The organism is Glaesserella parasuis (assembly GCF_017352235.1).
GTDB classification, from domain to species: domain Bacteria; phylum Pseudomonadota; class Gammaproteobacteria; order Enterobacterales; family Pasteurellaceae; genus Glaesserella; species Glaesserella parasuis.
Map to the genome: position 1 here is coordinate 1776345 of NZ_CP071487.1, position 16700 is coordinate 1793044.

Genomic DNA, 16700 nt, shown 5'->3' on the forward strand with positions numbered 1-16700 from the left:
TGAGGTGGTATTTTTGATTTTGCCAGATTTACCGTTCATATACGCAGAAGATTTTCAATATCCTAACCAATGCTGGGGAGCTGTTGCAGGAAATATGCTTGGTTGGTGGAAAAGAGAATTAAAAACTCCTGTTTTATTTAATCCCAATACACCAAACGATAATAAGGAGATTTCAAAATGGTTAAATAAGAAATATCCAAACATACAGGGAGGATTATACCCATTTCGTGGAATGGAATATTTCTTTGAGGATTTTGCTCCCACTGTTAAGTTATATGAAATTCATAATACGAAAACTTCTTATGAGGCACAGCGTGGGCCAACAAAAATCAGTGGTGGTCCATTTTGGACTGAGCGTTACGACTCTAATGCAGCTTTAGTTACAAAATCATTGGTTGAAAACTTCAAAACTGGAAACGTTGTTGCCGCACTAACATCATGGACACATACTGTGACTTTATGGGGCATTGAGGTAGATGAAAAAACTGGCAAAATTAAAAAAGGTTATATCAGTGACTCTGTAGCAGATCAGGCAGGAAACCTTAAAATGGTTGAGGTGACAGGGGATTATGTACTTGATAATAAAGGTAATGAAATTTTTCGTTTTCTTTATAGTTACTATGTTCCAAATGGAAATAAATATGTCACCGATGTGTACGATATTTACAGCATTACTTATGTGAGTATTGATGAAACGCGAAATAATGGTACTTATAAAGACACCACTAACCGAGAGGATTGTAAATTAAGTTTAGCTCCAGGAGCTGATGCTAGTTATTGTGACATTAGTAACAGTACAACAACGACTACTGCAACTGAAAATAATAGTTCAACCAATACAGAGACAGTAGCTGAGAATATTAACGAAGCGAGTACAGTCACGACAGAACCAGCTCCAGAAGAAACAGATGTAGATGCTCAATCATCAAATACAGAGACATCGGAAACAGAGACTGTAAGTGAAGTCCCTCCAACAGAAGAAGCTGTTGCAGAAACAAGCGAGCAACCGACCGCTGTGCCAACTCCTGAAGTTGCAGAGCCAGCACCTGAGCCTACTCCAAGCGTAGCTTCAACTGAAACAGCGACTGTAAGCGAGGTTAAACCAACAGAACCAGAAACCGCAGAACATCGAGCGGTGAAATCGTTAAAAGCAGCTATTGCTAATTATCAAGAGCTAAGTTTTGTAACCTCCCGTGTCGGTGATGTAACTCGTTATCTTATTCAAAGAGAAGGTATTAATATTGCTTTAATTGATCCAAATAGCAAACAGATTTTGGTGAACAATACGGGCTTAGTGAACTATGATTTAACACAAGACCAGAATGGAAATATCCATATCACGAAATCCCCAAATCAAGCTGCGATCAAAGAAGCTAATGAAGTTACTTCATTGCATACTGATCTTAACCACGTTGAAATGAACAATCTCAATAAGAGAATGGGAGAGTTGCGTGGCATTGACGCCAATGCAGGCGTATGGGCTAGAGTATTAGGCGGTAAAGGCAGTAGCGATAGCTATAAGCATAAATTTACCCATATTCAGACAGGTTTTGATAAACAAAGCCACCTTTCAAATGCAGAGTTATTTACTGGGGTAACAGTGACGCATACTTCAACAGACATTGAAGGAAAAATCGGCTCAACAAACGGCGATGTAAAATCTATCGGTGCAGGCGTTTATGCAACAGCGTTATTTGATAACGGCTTTTATCTTGATACCATCGCTAAATATGTCAAAAATAACCATAAATTTGACTACGCATTTAAAGAAATGAAGTTAGATTTTAAATCTCAACAATATCACACCCATTCATTCTATTTGGGTGGTGAAGTTGGCTATAGATTTAACTTAGGTTCAGGCTATGTTGAACCACAAGCGGAAGTGATTTATGTCAAAAATAGCCAAGCTAATTTAGCCGATAACGGACATAAATTAACCATAAAAGCCTCAAATGGGCTGGTTGGTCGTTTGGGTGTGAATGCAGGTAAAACTTTTGAAATTGGACAGAGCAAAGCGACCGCTTGGGCTGGCATTGGCTATCAATGGGATATTGCAAAACGCAATGAAATTTTGGTAGATGGTATAAGTGCTAGCAATAGCAAAAAAGATGCCAGAATGTTGATGGACTTGGGGCTTAATATCAGAGCTAATAATAAGTTAAGTATAGGCTTGAGTTTAGAAGGCTCTGTGTTTGGAAAATATAATACGGATTTATCTGTTAATTCTAATATAAGATACTCGTTCTAACATCAATATAGGGTAATTTAAGAAGATCAAACTTAATCTAGCTACGCCCCAAATAATTGGCGTATGTGAGCTTGGGTTTGATCTTTTGTTTTTACTAAAGAGGCATTTCGAATTGACCACAGATTAAGAGAGAACTTAATACAAGCAAACAAAACCCCAACAGAATATGCCACAAGCCATTAAGCTATGCTAAACTTCCCCACCTTAAGGGGAAATAATATGAAAAATCTTATCTTCTTTTTTAAACTCTTTATCCACCGCTTTCAGCAAAACAAAATTGCGGTCTATTCAGGGTATTTGACTTATACCACCTTGCTCTCTCTCGTACCATTGATTATGGTGGTGTTTTCGGTGTTTACGCTATTACCGATTTTTGAACAAGCGACCGCACAGTTAAAAGAGCTGGTGTACGATAACTTTGCCCCAAGTGCAGGGGATATGGTTCAGCAATATCTTGAGATGTTTGTCGATAACTCAAAGAAAATGGGGATCATCAGTATCATCGGCTTAGTCGTGGTGGCGGTGATGTTGATTTCGAGCATTGATAATGCCCTTAACGAAATTTGGCATAATACGAAAAAACGTTCAGTGATACTCTCTTTCGTTGTCTATTTAGCTGTGCTGATTTTTGCCCCGATTTTTGCTGGAGCGAGCATTGCCATCAGCTCTTATATTTTCTCGTTGGAAATGTTTAGCCAAGACGGGCTGTTTTCTTTTAGCCACCACCTGCTTAAATTTATTCCTTTTGTCTTAACTTGGTTGCTGTTTGCCTTGGTTTATCTTATTGTACCTAACACCCAAGTGAAGTTTAGACACGCTGCGGTGGGGGCTTTATTTGCTGGAGTTTTCTTTACGCTGGGTAAACAAATTTTCATCTGGTATATCACCACTTTCCCATCATATCAGGCAATTTATGGTGCGTTAGCCACGATTCCGATTATGATTGTTTGGATCCACCTAAGCTGGCGAGTGGTATTATTAGGAGGGCAGTTTGCTTCTGTATTAAAAGATATGGAAATGATCAAGGCTGGCGAATTAGCAAATCCATTAACGGAGGACAGAGAATGATCGGATTAATTCAACGAGTAAAATGGGCGAAAGTGGAAGTAGATAACCAGACTGTCGGCGAAATTTCAACGGGACTATTAGTATTATTAGGTGTTGAGCAAGGTGACGATCAGGCTAAGGCAGATCGCTTACTGGAAAAAGTCTTGAACTATCGCATCTTTGCCGATGAACAAGGCAAAATGAACCTAAACGTTCAGCAAGCAGGGGGAAGTTTATTAGTCGTTTCCCAATTTACCCTTGCCGCCGATACCCAAAAAGGCCTACGCCCTAGCTTCTCTCGTGGGGCAACCCCAGCACTTGCTCAAGCACTTTACGACTATTTTCATCAGCAAGCGGCACTCAAAATCCATACCCAAACAGGACGGTTCGCCGCCGATATGCAGGTCAGCTTACAGAATGATGGGCCTGTCACCTTTTGGCTACAAGTATAGGCACGGCAATGTACCAACAGTTCCAGCAACAACTTGCAAAGCATTGCCCTAATCAGACCGCTTTCTTCATCGGTTTAAGCGGTGGGGTGGACTCGGTAGTCTTACTGCATCTGTTCGCACAGGCTCGACAAGCCCTTAACCTTAAACTCAGGGCAATTCATATCCATCACGGCTTAAACCCAAATGCAGATAGCTGGGCAACATTCTGTGAACAGCTTTGTGAACAGTGGGCAATTCCTTTCACTGTCTGCAAGGTTCAAGTACAAGGCAAGCAAGGGCTGGAAGCCAATGCTCGAACAGCACGCTATCAAGCCATTCAACAGCATATTCAACGGAATGAAATATTGGCAACCGCACATCATCTTGACGATCAAGTTGAAACCTTTTTCCTTGCATTAAAAAGAGGAAGTGGTATTCAAGGACTAGGGGCAATGCAAGCGGTCAGTTTTTTGCAAAATATTGCGATTTTCCGACCGCTTCTCAGCTTCAATAAAACCGACATTCTCGCTTATGCTGAACAACATCAACTGGAATGGATTGAAGATGAAAGCAACTTCAACACTGATTTTGACCGCAATTTCCTACGTCAAACGGCGTTACCTTTGCTCAATCAACGTTGGCAACAGTTTAATCAAATGGTGGCACGCTCAAGCCAGCATTGTGCCGAGCAACAACAACTGATTGAAGAATTGCTACACCCCGAACTGGCTAGTCGGCTACAAAATGGCGGTTTAGACATCACAGGCTTTGAGCATTTTTCTTTGTTAAAGCAACAACAGCTTGTCCGTTTGTGGCTGGCACAGGCTCATCTTGCAATGCCAAGCGTGGCTCAACTAGAACAGATTATCCAACATCTCATTTTGGCAAAAGCCGATAAAAATCCGCAGGTCAAACTTGAACAACATCTTATTCGCCGTTATCAACAGCAGATCTTCATTACCCCTATTCAAGCAGAGACAGATGATTTTGAGTTGGAACTGCCACCACAAAGTGAAGAAATTCAACTGCCCACCTCTATTGGCATTGTTCAACGCAACGGCACAGAGATTATTTACAAAATATCAGGCAAATCTCACCGCTTGTTATTGCCAGAAACGTTACAACAAACCCCACTTCGCCTGACCAACCGCTCTCCAAGCAAAGTGCAGTATTACGGCAAAAACCATCGAGAAGAGATGAAAAAGATTTGGCAGGAAAATCGTATCCCCGTGTGGTTACGGGGACGTGTGCCAATTATCTTTTATAAACAAGTATTAATAGCAATTTTAAAAATCTAGTGCATTCTCCACAAAATAGTTACAAAAATAGGATTGCTCGAAGAATCATATCCAACGGCCACAACAATCCTTGAATCTTTTCCCAGATCGACAAATACACAATTTTTTCATAGCAGGCATAGGAACTGTTGGATCAAAAAAATACCAACGATCATCTACATTTACAAAAAGAGAACATTCATGATGAATTTGCACACCATCTTCTGTATTAAAGTAAACCCTAAATTCAACAATACTATGAATTTTAGTCACATTTTCTTGGTTAGAAATAATATCAAGACCTATCCACTGAGTCTTTTGACTCCAATCTCTTATTGCTTTTAGGTCAAGCAATGATTGCTGAGCAGGGAGTGTCGTTCTAACTATATAGTCAATATTAACTTTGGTGTAAGCAGAATAACGAGAACGCATCAATTCTTCGGCTGTAATAGGCAGTTTTTGAGCAAAATGAAATGGTTTACAGCATTCATCATATGCTAGTTTTGATTGGCAAGGACAAACATAAAACATAACAAAATCTTTAAAAAGCTCTCTATCTAACTTAATATCTTTATTTATAGGAAAACATTATGAGTAACTGTTATTACTAAAACTCATACACCATATTAATATACGGAATTCAATAGCTAACAACGGCACACTCACCCACAACGGCAACATTTCAAACTTCCAAAACGTACCCGCAATCGCTATGCCTAAAATCATCAAACGGGAAAAGCCCGTGTTATTACGTTGTGCTTTCAGGCTTTGATTGATTTCATTTAAACGGAAATTAATCTGTTTTTGTTGTTGCAAGGCTTGGAACATCGCTTCAGGAAACTCGGCAAAATGCTCTCTAAATTGCGGAGCTCGCTGTTTTAGATCTCGCCACATAGCCTTAAAGCCCACTTGTTCATTCAACCAATCTTGCAAAAACGGCTTAGCGGTTTGCCATAAATCTAACTGGGGATAAACCTGTCTGCCTAATCCTTCAATATAAAGCAATGTTTTTTGCAATAACACCAACTGTGGCTGTACTTCCATATTGAATTTACGAGCAACGGTAAACAAATTCAACAAAACGTGTCCAAACGAAATTTCCGAAAGGGGTTTAGCAAAAATCGGTTCGCAGACTTCTCGAAAGGCTTCTTCAAAAGCATTAATATCGGTATCTGCTGGTGTCCAGCCTGACTCAACGTGCATTAACGCAACTCGGCGATAATCACGATTGAAAAAGGCAACAAAACTTTCGGCAAGGTAGCGTTTATCGTTCTGATTTAAGGTGCCGACAATACCGCAATCAATCCCAATATATTGTGGATTTTCGGGGTGATTTGGGTTCACAAAAATGTTACCCGGGTGCATATCGGCGTGGAAAAAGCTATCACGGAAAACCTGAGTAAAAAACACCTGCACACCACGTTCGGCAAGCAGTTTCATATCAGTGCCGTTAGCTTTTAGATCATCAATATTTGTCACAGGAATACCATAGATCCGTTCCATCACAATCACATTTTTATGGCAAAACGCTTGATACATTTCAGGCACATAGAGCATTTCACTGTTTTCAAAATTGTTACGCAAGCGGATAGCATTCGCCATTTCTTTGCGAAGATCGAGTTCGTCTAACAGCGTTTTTTCATACTCTCGCACCACTTCCACCGGGCGTAAGCGTCTGCCCTCTTTATTTAAACGTGGAATCCAACTCGCCAAACGGTACATCAAGGCTAAATCGTCCTTAATCACACGCTCAATTTCCGGGCGAAGGACTTTTAATACCACCTCTTTACCTGCAAGCGGTTGGTTTTGATTAAATTTTGCAATATGCACTTGAGCAATAGACGCAGAAGCCAAAGCAGTTTCATCGAAATCATCAAACCACTTTTCCAACTTATCGCCTAGAGCCTCTTCAATTAAACGGCGAGCCAGTTTTCCGTCAAAAGCTTCAACAGAATCTTGTAGCAACGCAAGCTGATCTGCCAGTTCAGGTTCAAACAGATCTCGACGAGTCGAAAGCATCTGTCCCAGTTTAATCCATACAGGCCCAAGTTCTTGCAATGCAAGGCGTAAACGCACGCCGAAAGGCTCATTCGGATATTGATTTTTTACCCAAAATAACGACTTCCGCCCACAACGGATCCCCCGTGTTAGCGGAATATCTGGAATCACCTCATCAATACCATAGCGAAGAAAGGTGTGAATAATGTGATAAAGACGACGCAGGTTTTTGATGTTCATTTATTTCCTTTTTTTCCAACTTATTCCCTTCCCCCGTAAACGGGGGAAGGGAAAATAAATTCTAATTTAATGCTAGTTTTGCAAACTTCTGCTCTAATCTCTCCGCTTGCTGTTCCAACTCTTTTACCTGATCGCAAAAATCAACCACTTGTAAACGATGAACAAGTACAGAGCGTTCGATAGTCAGGTTATCAACAAGGTGCTGACTGTCTTGCACAAACTGATTTTTCACCTTGGTAAAAATACCCTTGGCGAAATCCGTTGAAGCCTGAGCTGGTACATCACCGATAAAACGTGAGAGCAATTCCGCAGGATCTTTTTCCAACTCGTCAAGTAACTGTGAAAAATGCTGTAATACTTGAATATCGCCTGTCAAAATCAGTGTTTTATTATTAATCAACTCACTCAGTTTACTTTTATCCGCCAGTTTTGGGAGAGCTGTCGCATCAAGGCTCACCGCACAATCAACTTCACCCTCATAATTCGCCAGCCAATCTGCACGGTTTTCACTGAAAATCACAAAAAGTATAATATTCGGTTGATTTAACTGAATTTTAAGAATTTTCCCTGCAAGTTTGCGTAACATCGGCGATGTTTGGGGTGAACGTTCAATCAAATGATTAAACGCTGTTTCCAATGCCCCTAACGCAAATTGCGGTAACATCAACTGTTGTAATAACGTTTTCATTTTTAAAATTTGTACCCACGATGTAATGCCACAATCCCAGCACTTAAATTGTAATAACCGACATTTTCAAACCCTGCATTTTCCATCATTCCCTTTAACTCGTCTTGTTTCGGGTGCATACGAATAGACTCGGCAAGGTAGCGATAGCTGTCGGCATCATTAACGACCACTTCGCCCACTTTCGGCAGAATATTAAAGGAATAGAAGTTATAAACTTGGCTAATCGGATCGATAATCGGCTTAGAAAATTCCAATACCAGCAAACGTCCACCTGGTTTCAACACACGGAACATAGAACGTAACGCCTTATCTTTATCAGTGACATTACGCAAACCGAAGCTAATCACAATGCAATCAAAGGCGTTATCCGCAAACGGCAGGCACTCTGCATTCGCTTGCACATAATTCACATTGCCGACAACGCCCAAATTCCACAATTTTTCACGCCCGACTTCCAACATTGAGCTGTTAATATCGGCAAGTACAACTTCGCCAGTTTCGCCAACAATACGAGAAAATTTAGCGGTAAAATCCCCTGTTCCCCCTGCTAAATCCAACACTTTCTTCCCTTTTCGCACCCCACTGCAATCAATGGTAAAACGCTTCCACACACGGTGAATACCAAAAGAGAGCAGATCGTTCATTAAATCATATTTTCCTGCAACACTATGGAATACATTGGCGACTAACTGCTGTTTTTCTTCTTTAGCAACGGTTTTAAAGCCAAAATGGGTGGTTTCTGATTGTGGTTGTTGAGATTGTTGAGCGTCGTTCATTGTTTCGTTCTCATGAGAAAAAATTAAGGCGTACCATAGCAAAAAAGCGGTGAGATTTCCTTAATTTTTTGCTAAAAAATTACGAACTTACCATTTCGCAGTATATTAATGTTAATCCTTTTCTGCCTTAGTAGTAATGACATTATTCTATATATTTCACTTTATTAATGAAATCAAGCAAAAATAGCGCAAAGAAGGATATCGACTTAATCTCACACTCTATAAATAAAAAATCTGCACTTTATGATGTTAGAGACTAAACCTAACGATTAAAGTGCAGATTCAATGATATGATTTAGTTTACAAAAAAATTAACCCATACCGTATTTTTTTAATTTTTTACGCAATGTACCACGGTTAATACCAAGCATTGTCGCTGCACGAGTTTGGTTACCGCGAGTATGTTGCATAACCATATCTAACATTGGGTGTTCAATTTCAGATAAAACTAACTCATATAATTCAGTTGGATCTTGACCATCTAAATTTCTTAAGTAGTTACGAACCGCTTGTTTTACATTTTCACGAAGTGGTCTATCTACTTGTTGAGCTTGTGCATTTAACATTGATACTGTTAATGGGTTTTGTGTCGGTTGTTGTTCTAACATTGTCCTTTTATCCAACTTATTGAGATTCTTCACGAATCGATTTTACAAAATCTTCCAACGCCTTTAACTGTTCTTTCGTCGAATCAAGGGCATTAAAAGTACGTCTAAAATTTGCATTTGGTTTAAGCTGTTCGACATACCAGCCAACGTGTTTACGCACAATTCGATAACCTTTTTCTTCACCATAAAACTGATGTAGGTTTTCAATATGCTGTAACATTAATTGGCACTTATCATTAAGTGGTAATGTCGAAACGAGATCTCCTTTCTCGAAAAACTTGCCGATTTCCGAAAATAACCAAGGGCGACCTAAACTGCCTCGACCGATCATCACAGCATCAGCTTGTGTATAGTCAAGAACCTGTTTTGCTTTTTCCGCAGAGGTAATATCACCATTGGCAATAATAGGAATCGAAACCGCTTGTTTAACTGCCTTTATGCTGTCGTATTCTGCTTCACCTTCAAATAGACAGCTTCTAGTGCGTCCGTGAATAGTTAAAGCTGAGATACCCGCTTGTTCAGCTATATTGGCAATTTCTAGGCAATTTCGGTTCTCAGGATCCCAACCTGTTCTAATTTTTAGCGTTACAGGCACATCAACAGCATTAACGACCGCATCTAAAATACGGGCAACTAAATCAGGTTCGCGTAAAAGGGCAGAGCCTGCCATTTTTTTGTTCACCTTTTTCGCTGGGCATCCCATATTGATGTCAATAATTTCAGCTCCGTAAGCGACATTGATTTTTGCTGCTTCTGCCATTTCAGTGGGATCAGATCCCGCAATCTGTACAGCATTAATACCGATTTCGTGATGATGCGATAAACGCAATTTCGATTTTTCGGTATGCTATACATCAGGGTTTGTGGACATCATTTCTGAGAAAGTTAAACCTGCACCTAATTGGCTACACAGTCTTCTAAAAGGTTGATCTGTAATCCCTGCCATCGGCGCGAGGAAAATACGGTTTTTTATTTCATATTGACCAATTCGCATCGACTTATCCATTGATTATTTTTAGTACAAATTTAACCTAAACGATATCCAAATAAAAAGTACGGTGTAAAACCGTACTTCACAACCTTTATTCAGTGTTCAGCATCATTATCGCCTACTAACTCAGGGATGCGTATAATACGCATTTTTTCGCCATTTGGGAAGTCTATTTATTCGACAATTTAATGAAAATTTAAAATTAATCAAACAATTGTTATCTATAAAAGTGGTGAACGAGATTTATTCACCCATTTCATCACAACATTCTCAACGCTCGACTCAATTTGCTCTCCCACACGTTGCGATAATTTTTTCTTTTGTTGATATTTCACTTCAATCACGTCTTGCGATTTTACCGCATCTAAAATGAGATCATCACTAGTAGAGAGTTCATCAACAAGGTTAAATTCAACTGCTTGTTGCCCAAACCAATGCTCACCTGTCGCAATTTTTTCTATGTCTAACTGAGGACGATGTTGAGCAACAAATTGTTTAAACAAGCGGTGAGTTTCCTCCAATTCTTGCTGGAATTTCTGTTTGCCTTTTTCGGTATTCTCGCCAACAAGTGTTACTGTTCGCTTATATTCCCCTGCTGTCATCACATCAACATCAATATCGTGTTTTTTCAATAGACGGTGAATATTAGGTACTTGAGCTACCACGCCAACAGAGCCAATTACAGCAAAAGGGGCAGATACAATCTTGTTAGCGACACACGCCATCATATACCCACCGCTTGCGGCCACTTTATCTACCGCCACAGTCAAAGGAATGGATTTGTCTTTCAAACGTTGTAATTGGGAAGCCGCTAAACCATAACCGTGAACCACGCCACCCGGACTTTCTAGCTTTAACAACACCTGATCTTTTTCTGGTTTTGCCAAAGCAAGTACAGCATCAATTTCTTTGCGTAAAGCAGATACACCACTCGCTTGAATATCCCCTTGAAAGTTCAAGACAAACAAACGGGATTTCTCTGCCTCAGGGTTTTCTCCGCCCTCTTTTAAGCGTTTCTTTTCTGCTTTCGCTTTCTCTTTTTCTGCTTTTTTCTCTTGTTTTTCTTTATGTTTTAACTCAGCTTCACTTAAAAAGGCACTTGCAAGTGCTTTTTCTTGTTCTTGGTATTTCTCAGTTAAATTAGTCAGCGTAATTGAGCCTGATTCTGGCTGTTTACGACTTTCTAAAATCAGCATTATCACAACGGCGACAATGCCAAAGACCGTCAATAATTCCAGCAAAAAGATACCGTAATTAAGTAAGATTTCTTTCCACATAATTTGTTCTCTCTTATGAAATATGTTTAATTCTTCCCATCTAATCCAAGTGCTTGTTAGCCTAGTAGCCTAATTCAATCGGTAATTCAGATCTAACCCAGCCCTCAAAACCACCTTTGACACTATATACACGCTCAAAACCTTGCTCGACAAGGTATTGAGCTGTATTACGACTACTCACCCCGTGATAACAACTCACAATCACAGGTTCATCATAATCATATTCATCTAAAAACTTGCCGTAGCTATGGTTTGTTAAGTGAAATGCACCTTGAGGACGGCTATGACTAAACCTTACCATATCACGAATATCCACTAAAACAGCGTCTTCATTTTGCATCATTTCCCACGCTTGTTGTGGGGTAATTTCTGTAAATGTTTCTTCCATATTATTTCCTCTATTGAAATCGAGGAAATATAGCATTAAACACAAAATTGTAAATAAACAATAAGCTATTACAGCAGTTGAAATTTCAACTCACTTTTATATAATAGGAACTATTATAAATGCGTAATTCTATACGCATTTTTTCTTTATATGATAGGACTTTTCAATGGATCAACTATTTCAATTTTTACAAAGCTACATCGACTATATTATTCTTGGTTTATTAGGACTAATGAGTGTGATTTTATTTGCCAAAATCATTGAACGAGTTCTATTTTATAAGAAAGTAGAAGTCAAAGATTACGAAACATTGCAAGAGTTAGAAATCGATCTCACTGCTAACCTCACAACGATCTCAACTATCGGCTCAAACGCCCCTTATATCGGGCTACTTGGTACTGTTATCGGTATCTTATTAACATTCTATGAACTTGGGCATTCCGGTGGGGATATTGACGCTGCTTCTATTATGGTGCATCTCTCTTTAGCCCTCAAAGCAACTGCTGTCGGTATCTTAGTCGCCATTCCTGCAATGATGTTTTATAACGGCTTTGGACGTAAAGTCGAAGAAAACAAATTAAAATGGCAAGCCCTTGAAGCTCGCAAAGCTAAAGCATAAGCGGTCACTTACCGCTAAAAATTGACAAGCGACGAGGATAGAATGAAAAAATTTGATGAAATAAACATTATCCCATTCATCGACATTATGTTGGTGCTATTAGCGATTGTATTAGTTACTGCCTCTTTTATCTCGCAAGATAAAATTCAAGTAAATGTGCCGAAAGCCTCTACTACACAAGCAATGAAGGCTGATGAATTAGCAAAACTGCTCACTATTACTGAAAATAATGAATTTTTCTACAATGATAAACCGATCACTAAAGAAGAACTAAATGCAGAAATATCGACTTGGGATAAAAGCCAAAAGGTGACCTTGAAAGTAGATGCGACCGTTGCCTTTGAAAAATTTGTTGAGCTAACCGATCTTCTGGCTGCAAATGAAATCAAAAATGTAGCAATAGTGACGAAAAAAGAGAACAGTAAGTAATGAAAAAACGTCACTCCCGTATCGGATTAATCGGCTCTCTCACCTTACACGGTACGCTATTTGCAACGGTGTTTGGGATTATCCATACTCAAAAACCATTACCTGCAACAGAGGAAGTTTCCAGTATTTCAATGGAAATGTTAGCGGCACGTTTAGAGCAAGAACAAGTAGCGGTGGCAGCGGAAGAACCTGTTGAGGAAGAAGTTAAGAAACCTGAGCCTGTCATAGAGCCTGAGCCTATTCCTGAACCTGTACCAGAGCCACCAAAGCCAAAGGAAAAACCTAAAGAAAAACCGAAGCCAAAAGAAAAGCCAAAACCAAAAGAAAAACCTCCTGTAAAAGCCATTGAGAAAGGTGCCGAAGCTAAACAAGGTGTTGTAGCAAAAGCAATTCCGAGTGCGGTGCAAGGTGCAAAAAATCAAGAGGGTATTGTAACTGGCTCACCAAAAGGTAGTGGCACTGTAAATAGTGGCTCAGCAAGTGGTGGGGAAATTAACGCTTATAAAGCTCAATTACAACGGACGTTGCAGCAAAGAGCTAACAATGCTTATCCTCAAAGAGAGAAAATGATGCGAAAAACAGGGACAGTAACCTTATCATTCCAGTTATCGTCATCAGGGCAAGTAATTAATGTTCAAGTGATTAATTCGTCAGGGAATAGCAACTTGGATGCGGCAGCAATGAAAGCGGCTCAAAGCACAAAAATGCACTCGCCTCCTCCAGCAGGTTTCCCTACATCGCTAACGGTGCCGGTGAAGTTTTCTGTGCAATAATGCTTGTCTACTATACCTGCTACAACTTTATGAAAATAAGAGCTGTAAAGTTAAGTAACTCATAAATGATAAGTTTTTATCCATTAGTAATAGGTTTTAATGTCAACTCTAATTTTTGTTCAACAATATTAAATAATAAGTCAATATTCGGGTGTTTCCCTGGATGTTGAGTTGCATCTTCAACATGCTCAGCAAACCAAATAATTCCTTGCTGAGCAGATTTAACATTCAGCTGCTGACTAAATCTTTCTGCAAGTGCATTATACAGTTTTAATGAACCTAATTTACCTTCAATAGCGGGAATATGGTGAATGATATTTCCTTGTCTATCCAATATAGATAAGCCTGACAAATGTTCAATGCTAGGGAAAGTCGCTAAATAATCTTTAAATTGCATTTTGTTTCCTTTTAATTACATACCAATAATGACACATTCTGCTACACTACGAGCATTAGATAACGCCGCCATTGCTTTAGCTCTATCTCCAGCTGGACCAACAACAACGCGGTTCCATTCACCATTGCTATTAATACGAGCATTGTAACCAGCCATAGCTAAACGGGCCTGCATATTTTCTGCTTGAGCTTTATTTTTAAATGCACCACATTGTAAACCAAATTTTCCGACATTCTTAGGTTGCTCTAAAGCAGGCTTTGCTGTTGTAATATTTTTTGCCTGTTCTTGTGTTTTTGGGAGTTGCTCTTGCTTTGGTTTTTCTTCACTAACTTCTTGTTGTTGCTCTTGTTTTTGTTCTGTTGCTGTCGAGGTATTTGCGACTGGATCAGATGTTGCTGTTTGGCTTAACTGCTGCTCTTCTTTTTGTTTCTGAATTGCCAACTCTTGCTCTTTGGTTAATTGTGCCAATTTAGAATTTTTATCCACAGGAACTTCTCTGGTTTCTAGATCTCGAATGTAGCTATATACTTCTTGCGGTGGGGTTGGCAAGGTACTTTTAGGTTGCTGTGATGGTGCCATTTGTGTCGGCATTACAGGCGTGGTTGGATTGCTTTCTTTTAAAAACCAGAGAACAAAGCCACTTCCCATCAATAATAAAATAATCACTGCTAAGATCAGTGCAGTATTTCCACCTTTTTTGGCTTTAGAGCGAACAGCATAATCACGATTTGGCACAATAACCTCTTTTAAATCCGATATAAAATAATCTTTAATCTTACTGAAAAAATTAGATTTTGACTAGTAAATCAAACGCCCTTGTTTCACTTCGACCACCCGATCACACCACTTACTTATATCTTCCAGCTGATGTGTGACCATTAGTAACGTGAGCTGTTTTTGTTGGCATAATTCCACCACAAGTTGTTGCATTTCTATTCGCTTTTGCGGATCAAGGGCAGAAAAGGGTTCATCTAACAACAAAATCGGTTTATCCCTAAGTAGGGTTCTAGCCAACGCCACACGCTGTTTTTGTCCGCCCGATAATAAATCCGAACGGCGTTCTAAGAGTTCAGCAATGCCCATCTGCTTTGCAATTTGTGTAATCTGTTGCATCTGTGTAGCATCAAAATGCAAACGAGAAACTAGCCCTAAACCAATATTTTGAGCAACCGTTAAATGTGGAAAAAGGTTATTATCTTGAAATAACATCGACACAGGGCGTTGGGCTGGTTCAGTAGCAAAATGATTTTCCCCATTGAGTAAAATCTCACCACGATCCGCTTTTTCAAAACCTGCTATCAGATCAAGCAAAGTGCTTTTGCCTGCACCACTTTCACCAATCACCGCAATGCGTTCCCCTTTTTTTACATTGAGTTGAAACTGCATTGGCATTTCAGGGTAATCAAATTCAACATTTATATAAATCACGTGTGTATCTCATTAATTGTATTCAACATTGTACATCTCGGTATTGATACTGCTCACTTTGATTATTTTGGTTCCAAACAAAATAAATAACATTAACATTCCTAGAATGCTTTCAGGAATACGAATCGGTATTAATGGGCTGAGCACCTTACCCAAGTAAAGTAGTAAAAATAGTATTGTAATTGCTATGATAAAGCGTAATAATTTAATTAACATAGTTTAATTCTTTTATTTTCTTGCAATTAATGTATACCTACTTATAGGAAGTGCATATATTAATAATACAAAAGCTCCCCTAATCTGGAGAGCTTTTATGATTTATTTCCGATATCTTTCTTGGTTTTTACGCATTTTAATGTTGATAAATTCCACAATCACCGAGAAGCCCATTGCGGTGTAAATCGCTGATTTTGGAATATGGATATTAAAGCCTTCACCCATTAATGCGATACCGATTAAGATTAAGAATGCAAGTGCTAAATTCTTAACGGTTGGGTTATGATCAACGAAATCCCCGATTGGTTTTGCGGCAAACATCATCACGCCCACAGCAATCATAATTGCAATCACCATAACAGGAATATCATCTGCCATACCAACTGCAGTGATAACAGAGTCTAGCGAGAATACGATATCTAAAACAGCGATCTGGATAAGGATCATAAAGTAATTCGCTTTCTTACTTGTATTGCCTTCAGTATCGTGTGCTTCGCCCTTAACCGCTTCAATCAGTTCCATTGCACTTTTAACGACTAGGAATAAGCCCCCGAAGAATAAAATCAGGTCACGTCCTGAAATCGGCTTATCCATAATCGTAAAGAGCGGATCGACTAATCGCATCATCCACGCTAATGAAAGCAAGAGAAGAATACGAGTTGCCATCGCTAAGCCCAAGCCGATAATACGCGCTGACTGGCGTTGTTTTTCAGGTAAACGAGAAACTAAAATACTGATTAAAATAATGTTATCAATACCTAGCACGATTTCTAACGCTGCTAAGGTAAAGAGAGCAACCCACGCTTCTGGGCTGGCAATCCACTCAAACATAGAAAGATCCTTGATAAAATTAGACATAACATCGGCAA

Annotated in this window: 19 protein-coding genes and 1 pseudogene; 7 read left to right on the forward strand and 13 right to left on the reverse strand. The window is 39.3% G+C overall.

From position 1 onward, the window contains the following. The first annotated feature begins 4 nt into the window (after positions 1-4). The 4 genes from J1G47_RS09090 (at position 5) to tilS (ending at position 5024) form a co-directional block, all read left to right on the forward strand. Positions 5-2248 (forward strand): IdeS/Mac family cysteine endopeptidase, encoded by a 2244-nt coding sequence (locus tag J1G47_RS09090; protein ID WP_234924158.1) that lies wholly within the window; start codon positions 5-7, stop codon positions 2246-2248. A gap of 219 nt (positions 2249-2467) precedes the next feature. Continuing rightward, entirely contained in the window at positions 2468-3316 is an 849-nt protein-coding gene (locus tag J1G47_RS09095; protein WP_005713895.1) for a virulence factor BrkB family protein, read from the forward strand. Then, on the forward strand, positions 3313-3747 hold the full coding sequence (gene dtd, locus J1G47_RS09100; RefSeq protein ID WP_075592428.1) for a D-aminoacyl-tRNA deacylase: 435 nt from the start codon (positions 3313-3315) through the stop codon (positions 3745-3747). Before J1G47_RS09095 ends, dtd begins: the two co-directional genes overlap by 4 nt. An 8-nt stretch (positions 3748-3755) precedes the next feature. Then, on the forward strand, positions 3756-5024 hold the full coding sequence (gene tilS, locus J1G47_RS09105) for a tRNA lysidine(34) synthetase TilS (protein ID WP_026916971.1): 1269 nt from the start codon (positions 3756-3758) through the stop codon (positions 5022-5024). 45 nt (positions 5025-5069) lie between these two features. Here the strand turns inward: tilS and J1G47_RS09110 are convergent, their stop codons facing one another. From J1G47_RS09110 to glpE, 8 genes and pseudogenes are all read right to left on the reverse strand, one after another. Further along, positions 5070-5534: a YchJ family protein gene (locus tag J1G47_RS09110; protein WP_071610551.1), complete on the reverse strand. Its 465-nt coding sequence runs from the start codon at positions 5532-5534 to the stop codon at positions 5070-5072. Between the two features lie 57 nt (positions 5535-5591). Then, entirely contained in the window at positions 5592-7241 is a 1650-nt protein-coding gene (ubiB, locus tag J1G47_RS09115) for a ubiquinone biosynthesis regulatory protein kinase UbiB (protein ID WP_207326588.1), read from the reverse strand. Positions 7242-7302: 61 nt separating this feature from the next. Further along, on the reverse strand, positions 7303-7929 hold the full coding sequence (locus J1G47_RS09120) for a ubiquinone biosynthesis accessory factor UbiJ (protein ID WP_015939752.1): 627 nt from the start codon (positions 7927-7929) through the stop codon (positions 7303-7305). A 2-nt stretch (positions 7930-7931) separates the two neighbouring features. Beyond that, positions 7932-8705, reverse strand: a complete 774-nt coding sequence (gene ubiE, locus J1G47_RS09125) for a bifunctional demethylmenaquinone methyltransferase/2-methoxy-6-polyprenyl-1,4-benzoquinol methylase UbiE (RefSeq protein ID WP_015939751.1) — start codon at positions 8703-8705, stop codon at positions 7932-7934. Between the two features lie 311 nt (positions 8706-9016). Then, positions 9017-9313 carry a DNA-binding transcriptional regulator Fis gene (gene fis, locus J1G47_RS09130; RefSeq protein ID WP_005713908.1) on the reverse strand — a complete coding sequence of 99 codons (297 nt, stop codon included), beginning with the start codon at positions 9311-9313 and terminating at the stop codon, positions 9017-9019. Positions 9314-9329: 16 nt separating this feature from the next. Continuing rightward, positions 9330-10307 (reverse strand): annotated as a pseudogene (dusB, locus tag J1G47_RS09135) (tRNA dihydrouridine synthase DusB). A gap of 218 nt (positions 10308-10525) precedes the next feature. Then, complete coding sequence (gene sohB / locus J1G47_RS09140) at positions 10526-11581, reverse strand: protease SohB (RefSeq protein WP_176443412.1); 1056 nt, start codon at positions 11579-11581, stop codon at positions 10526-10528. 61 nt (positions 11582-11642) lie between these two features. Next, positions 11643-11969 (reverse strand): thiosulfate sulfurtransferase GlpE, encoded by a 327-nt coding sequence (gene glpE, locus J1G47_RS09145; RefSeq protein ID WP_005713913.1) that lies wholly within the window; start codon positions 11967-11969, stop codon positions 11643-11645. A gap of 166 nt (positions 11970-12135) precedes the next feature. Here glpE and exbB point away from each other — a divergent pair, with 166 nt between their 5' ends. The 3 genes from exbB to J1G47_RS09160 are packed head-to-tail and all read left to right on the forward strand — an operon-like array spanning position 12136 to position 13790. Further along, entirely contained in the window at positions 12136-12588 is a 453-nt protein-coding gene (gene exbB, locus J1G47_RS09150; RefSeq protein ID WP_005713914.1) for a TonB-system energizer ExbB, read from the forward strand. A 42-nt stretch (positions 12589-12630) separates the two neighbouring features. Beyond that, on the forward strand, positions 12631-13017 hold the full coding sequence (gene exbD / locus J1G47_RS09155; protein WP_207326589.1) for a TonB system transport protein ExbD: 387 nt from the start codon (positions 12631-12633) through the stop codon (positions 13015-13017). Next, complete coding sequence (locus J1G47_RS09160) at positions 13017-13790, forward strand: cell envelope integrity protein TolA (RefSeq protein WP_016528363.1); 774 nt, start codon at positions 13017-13019, stop codon at positions 13788-13790. Before exbD ends, J1G47_RS09160 begins: the two co-directional genes overlap by 1 nt. A 76-nt stretch (positions 13791-13866) precedes the next feature. Here the strand turns inward: J1G47_RS09160 and J1G47_RS09165 are convergent, their stop codons facing one another. The 5 genes from J1G47_RS09165 to J1G47_RS09185 form a co-directional block, all read right to left on the reverse strand. Further along, positions 13867-14187 carry a DUF2322 family protein gene (locus tag J1G47_RS09165; RefSeq protein WP_005713919.1) on the reverse strand — a complete coding sequence of 107 codons (321 nt, stop codon included), beginning with the start codon at positions 14185-14187 and terminating at the stop codon, positions 13867-13869. Between the two features lie 15 nt (positions 14188-14202). Further along, positions 14203-14922 carry an SPOR domain-containing protein gene (locus J1G47_RS09170; protein ID WP_016528364.1) on the reverse strand — a complete coding sequence of 240 codons (720 nt, stop codon included), beginning with the start codon at positions 14920-14922 and terminating at the stop codon, positions 14203-14205. 63 nt (positions 14923-14985) lie between these two features. Next, on the reverse strand, positions 14986-15615 hold the full coding sequence (thiQ, locus tag J1G47_RS09175; RefSeq protein WP_207326590.1) for a thiamine ABC transporter ATP-binding protein: 630 nt from the start codon (positions 15613-15615) through the stop codon (positions 14986-14988). A 12-nt stretch (positions 15616-15627) separates the two neighbouring features. After that, positions 15628-15831 carry a CidA/LrgA family protein gene (locus J1G47_RS12230; protein ID WP_016528366.1) on the reverse strand — a complete coding sequence of 68 codons (204 nt, stop codon included), beginning with the start codon at positions 15829-15831 and terminating at the stop codon, positions 15628-15630. 102 nt (positions 15832-15933) lie between these two features. Then, positions 15934-16662: a TerC family protein gene (locus tag J1G47_RS09185; protein WP_207326591.1), complete on the reverse strand. Its 729-nt coding sequence runs from the start codon at positions 16660-16662 to the stop codon at positions 15934-15936. Positions 16663-16700: the final 38 nt, after the last annotated feature.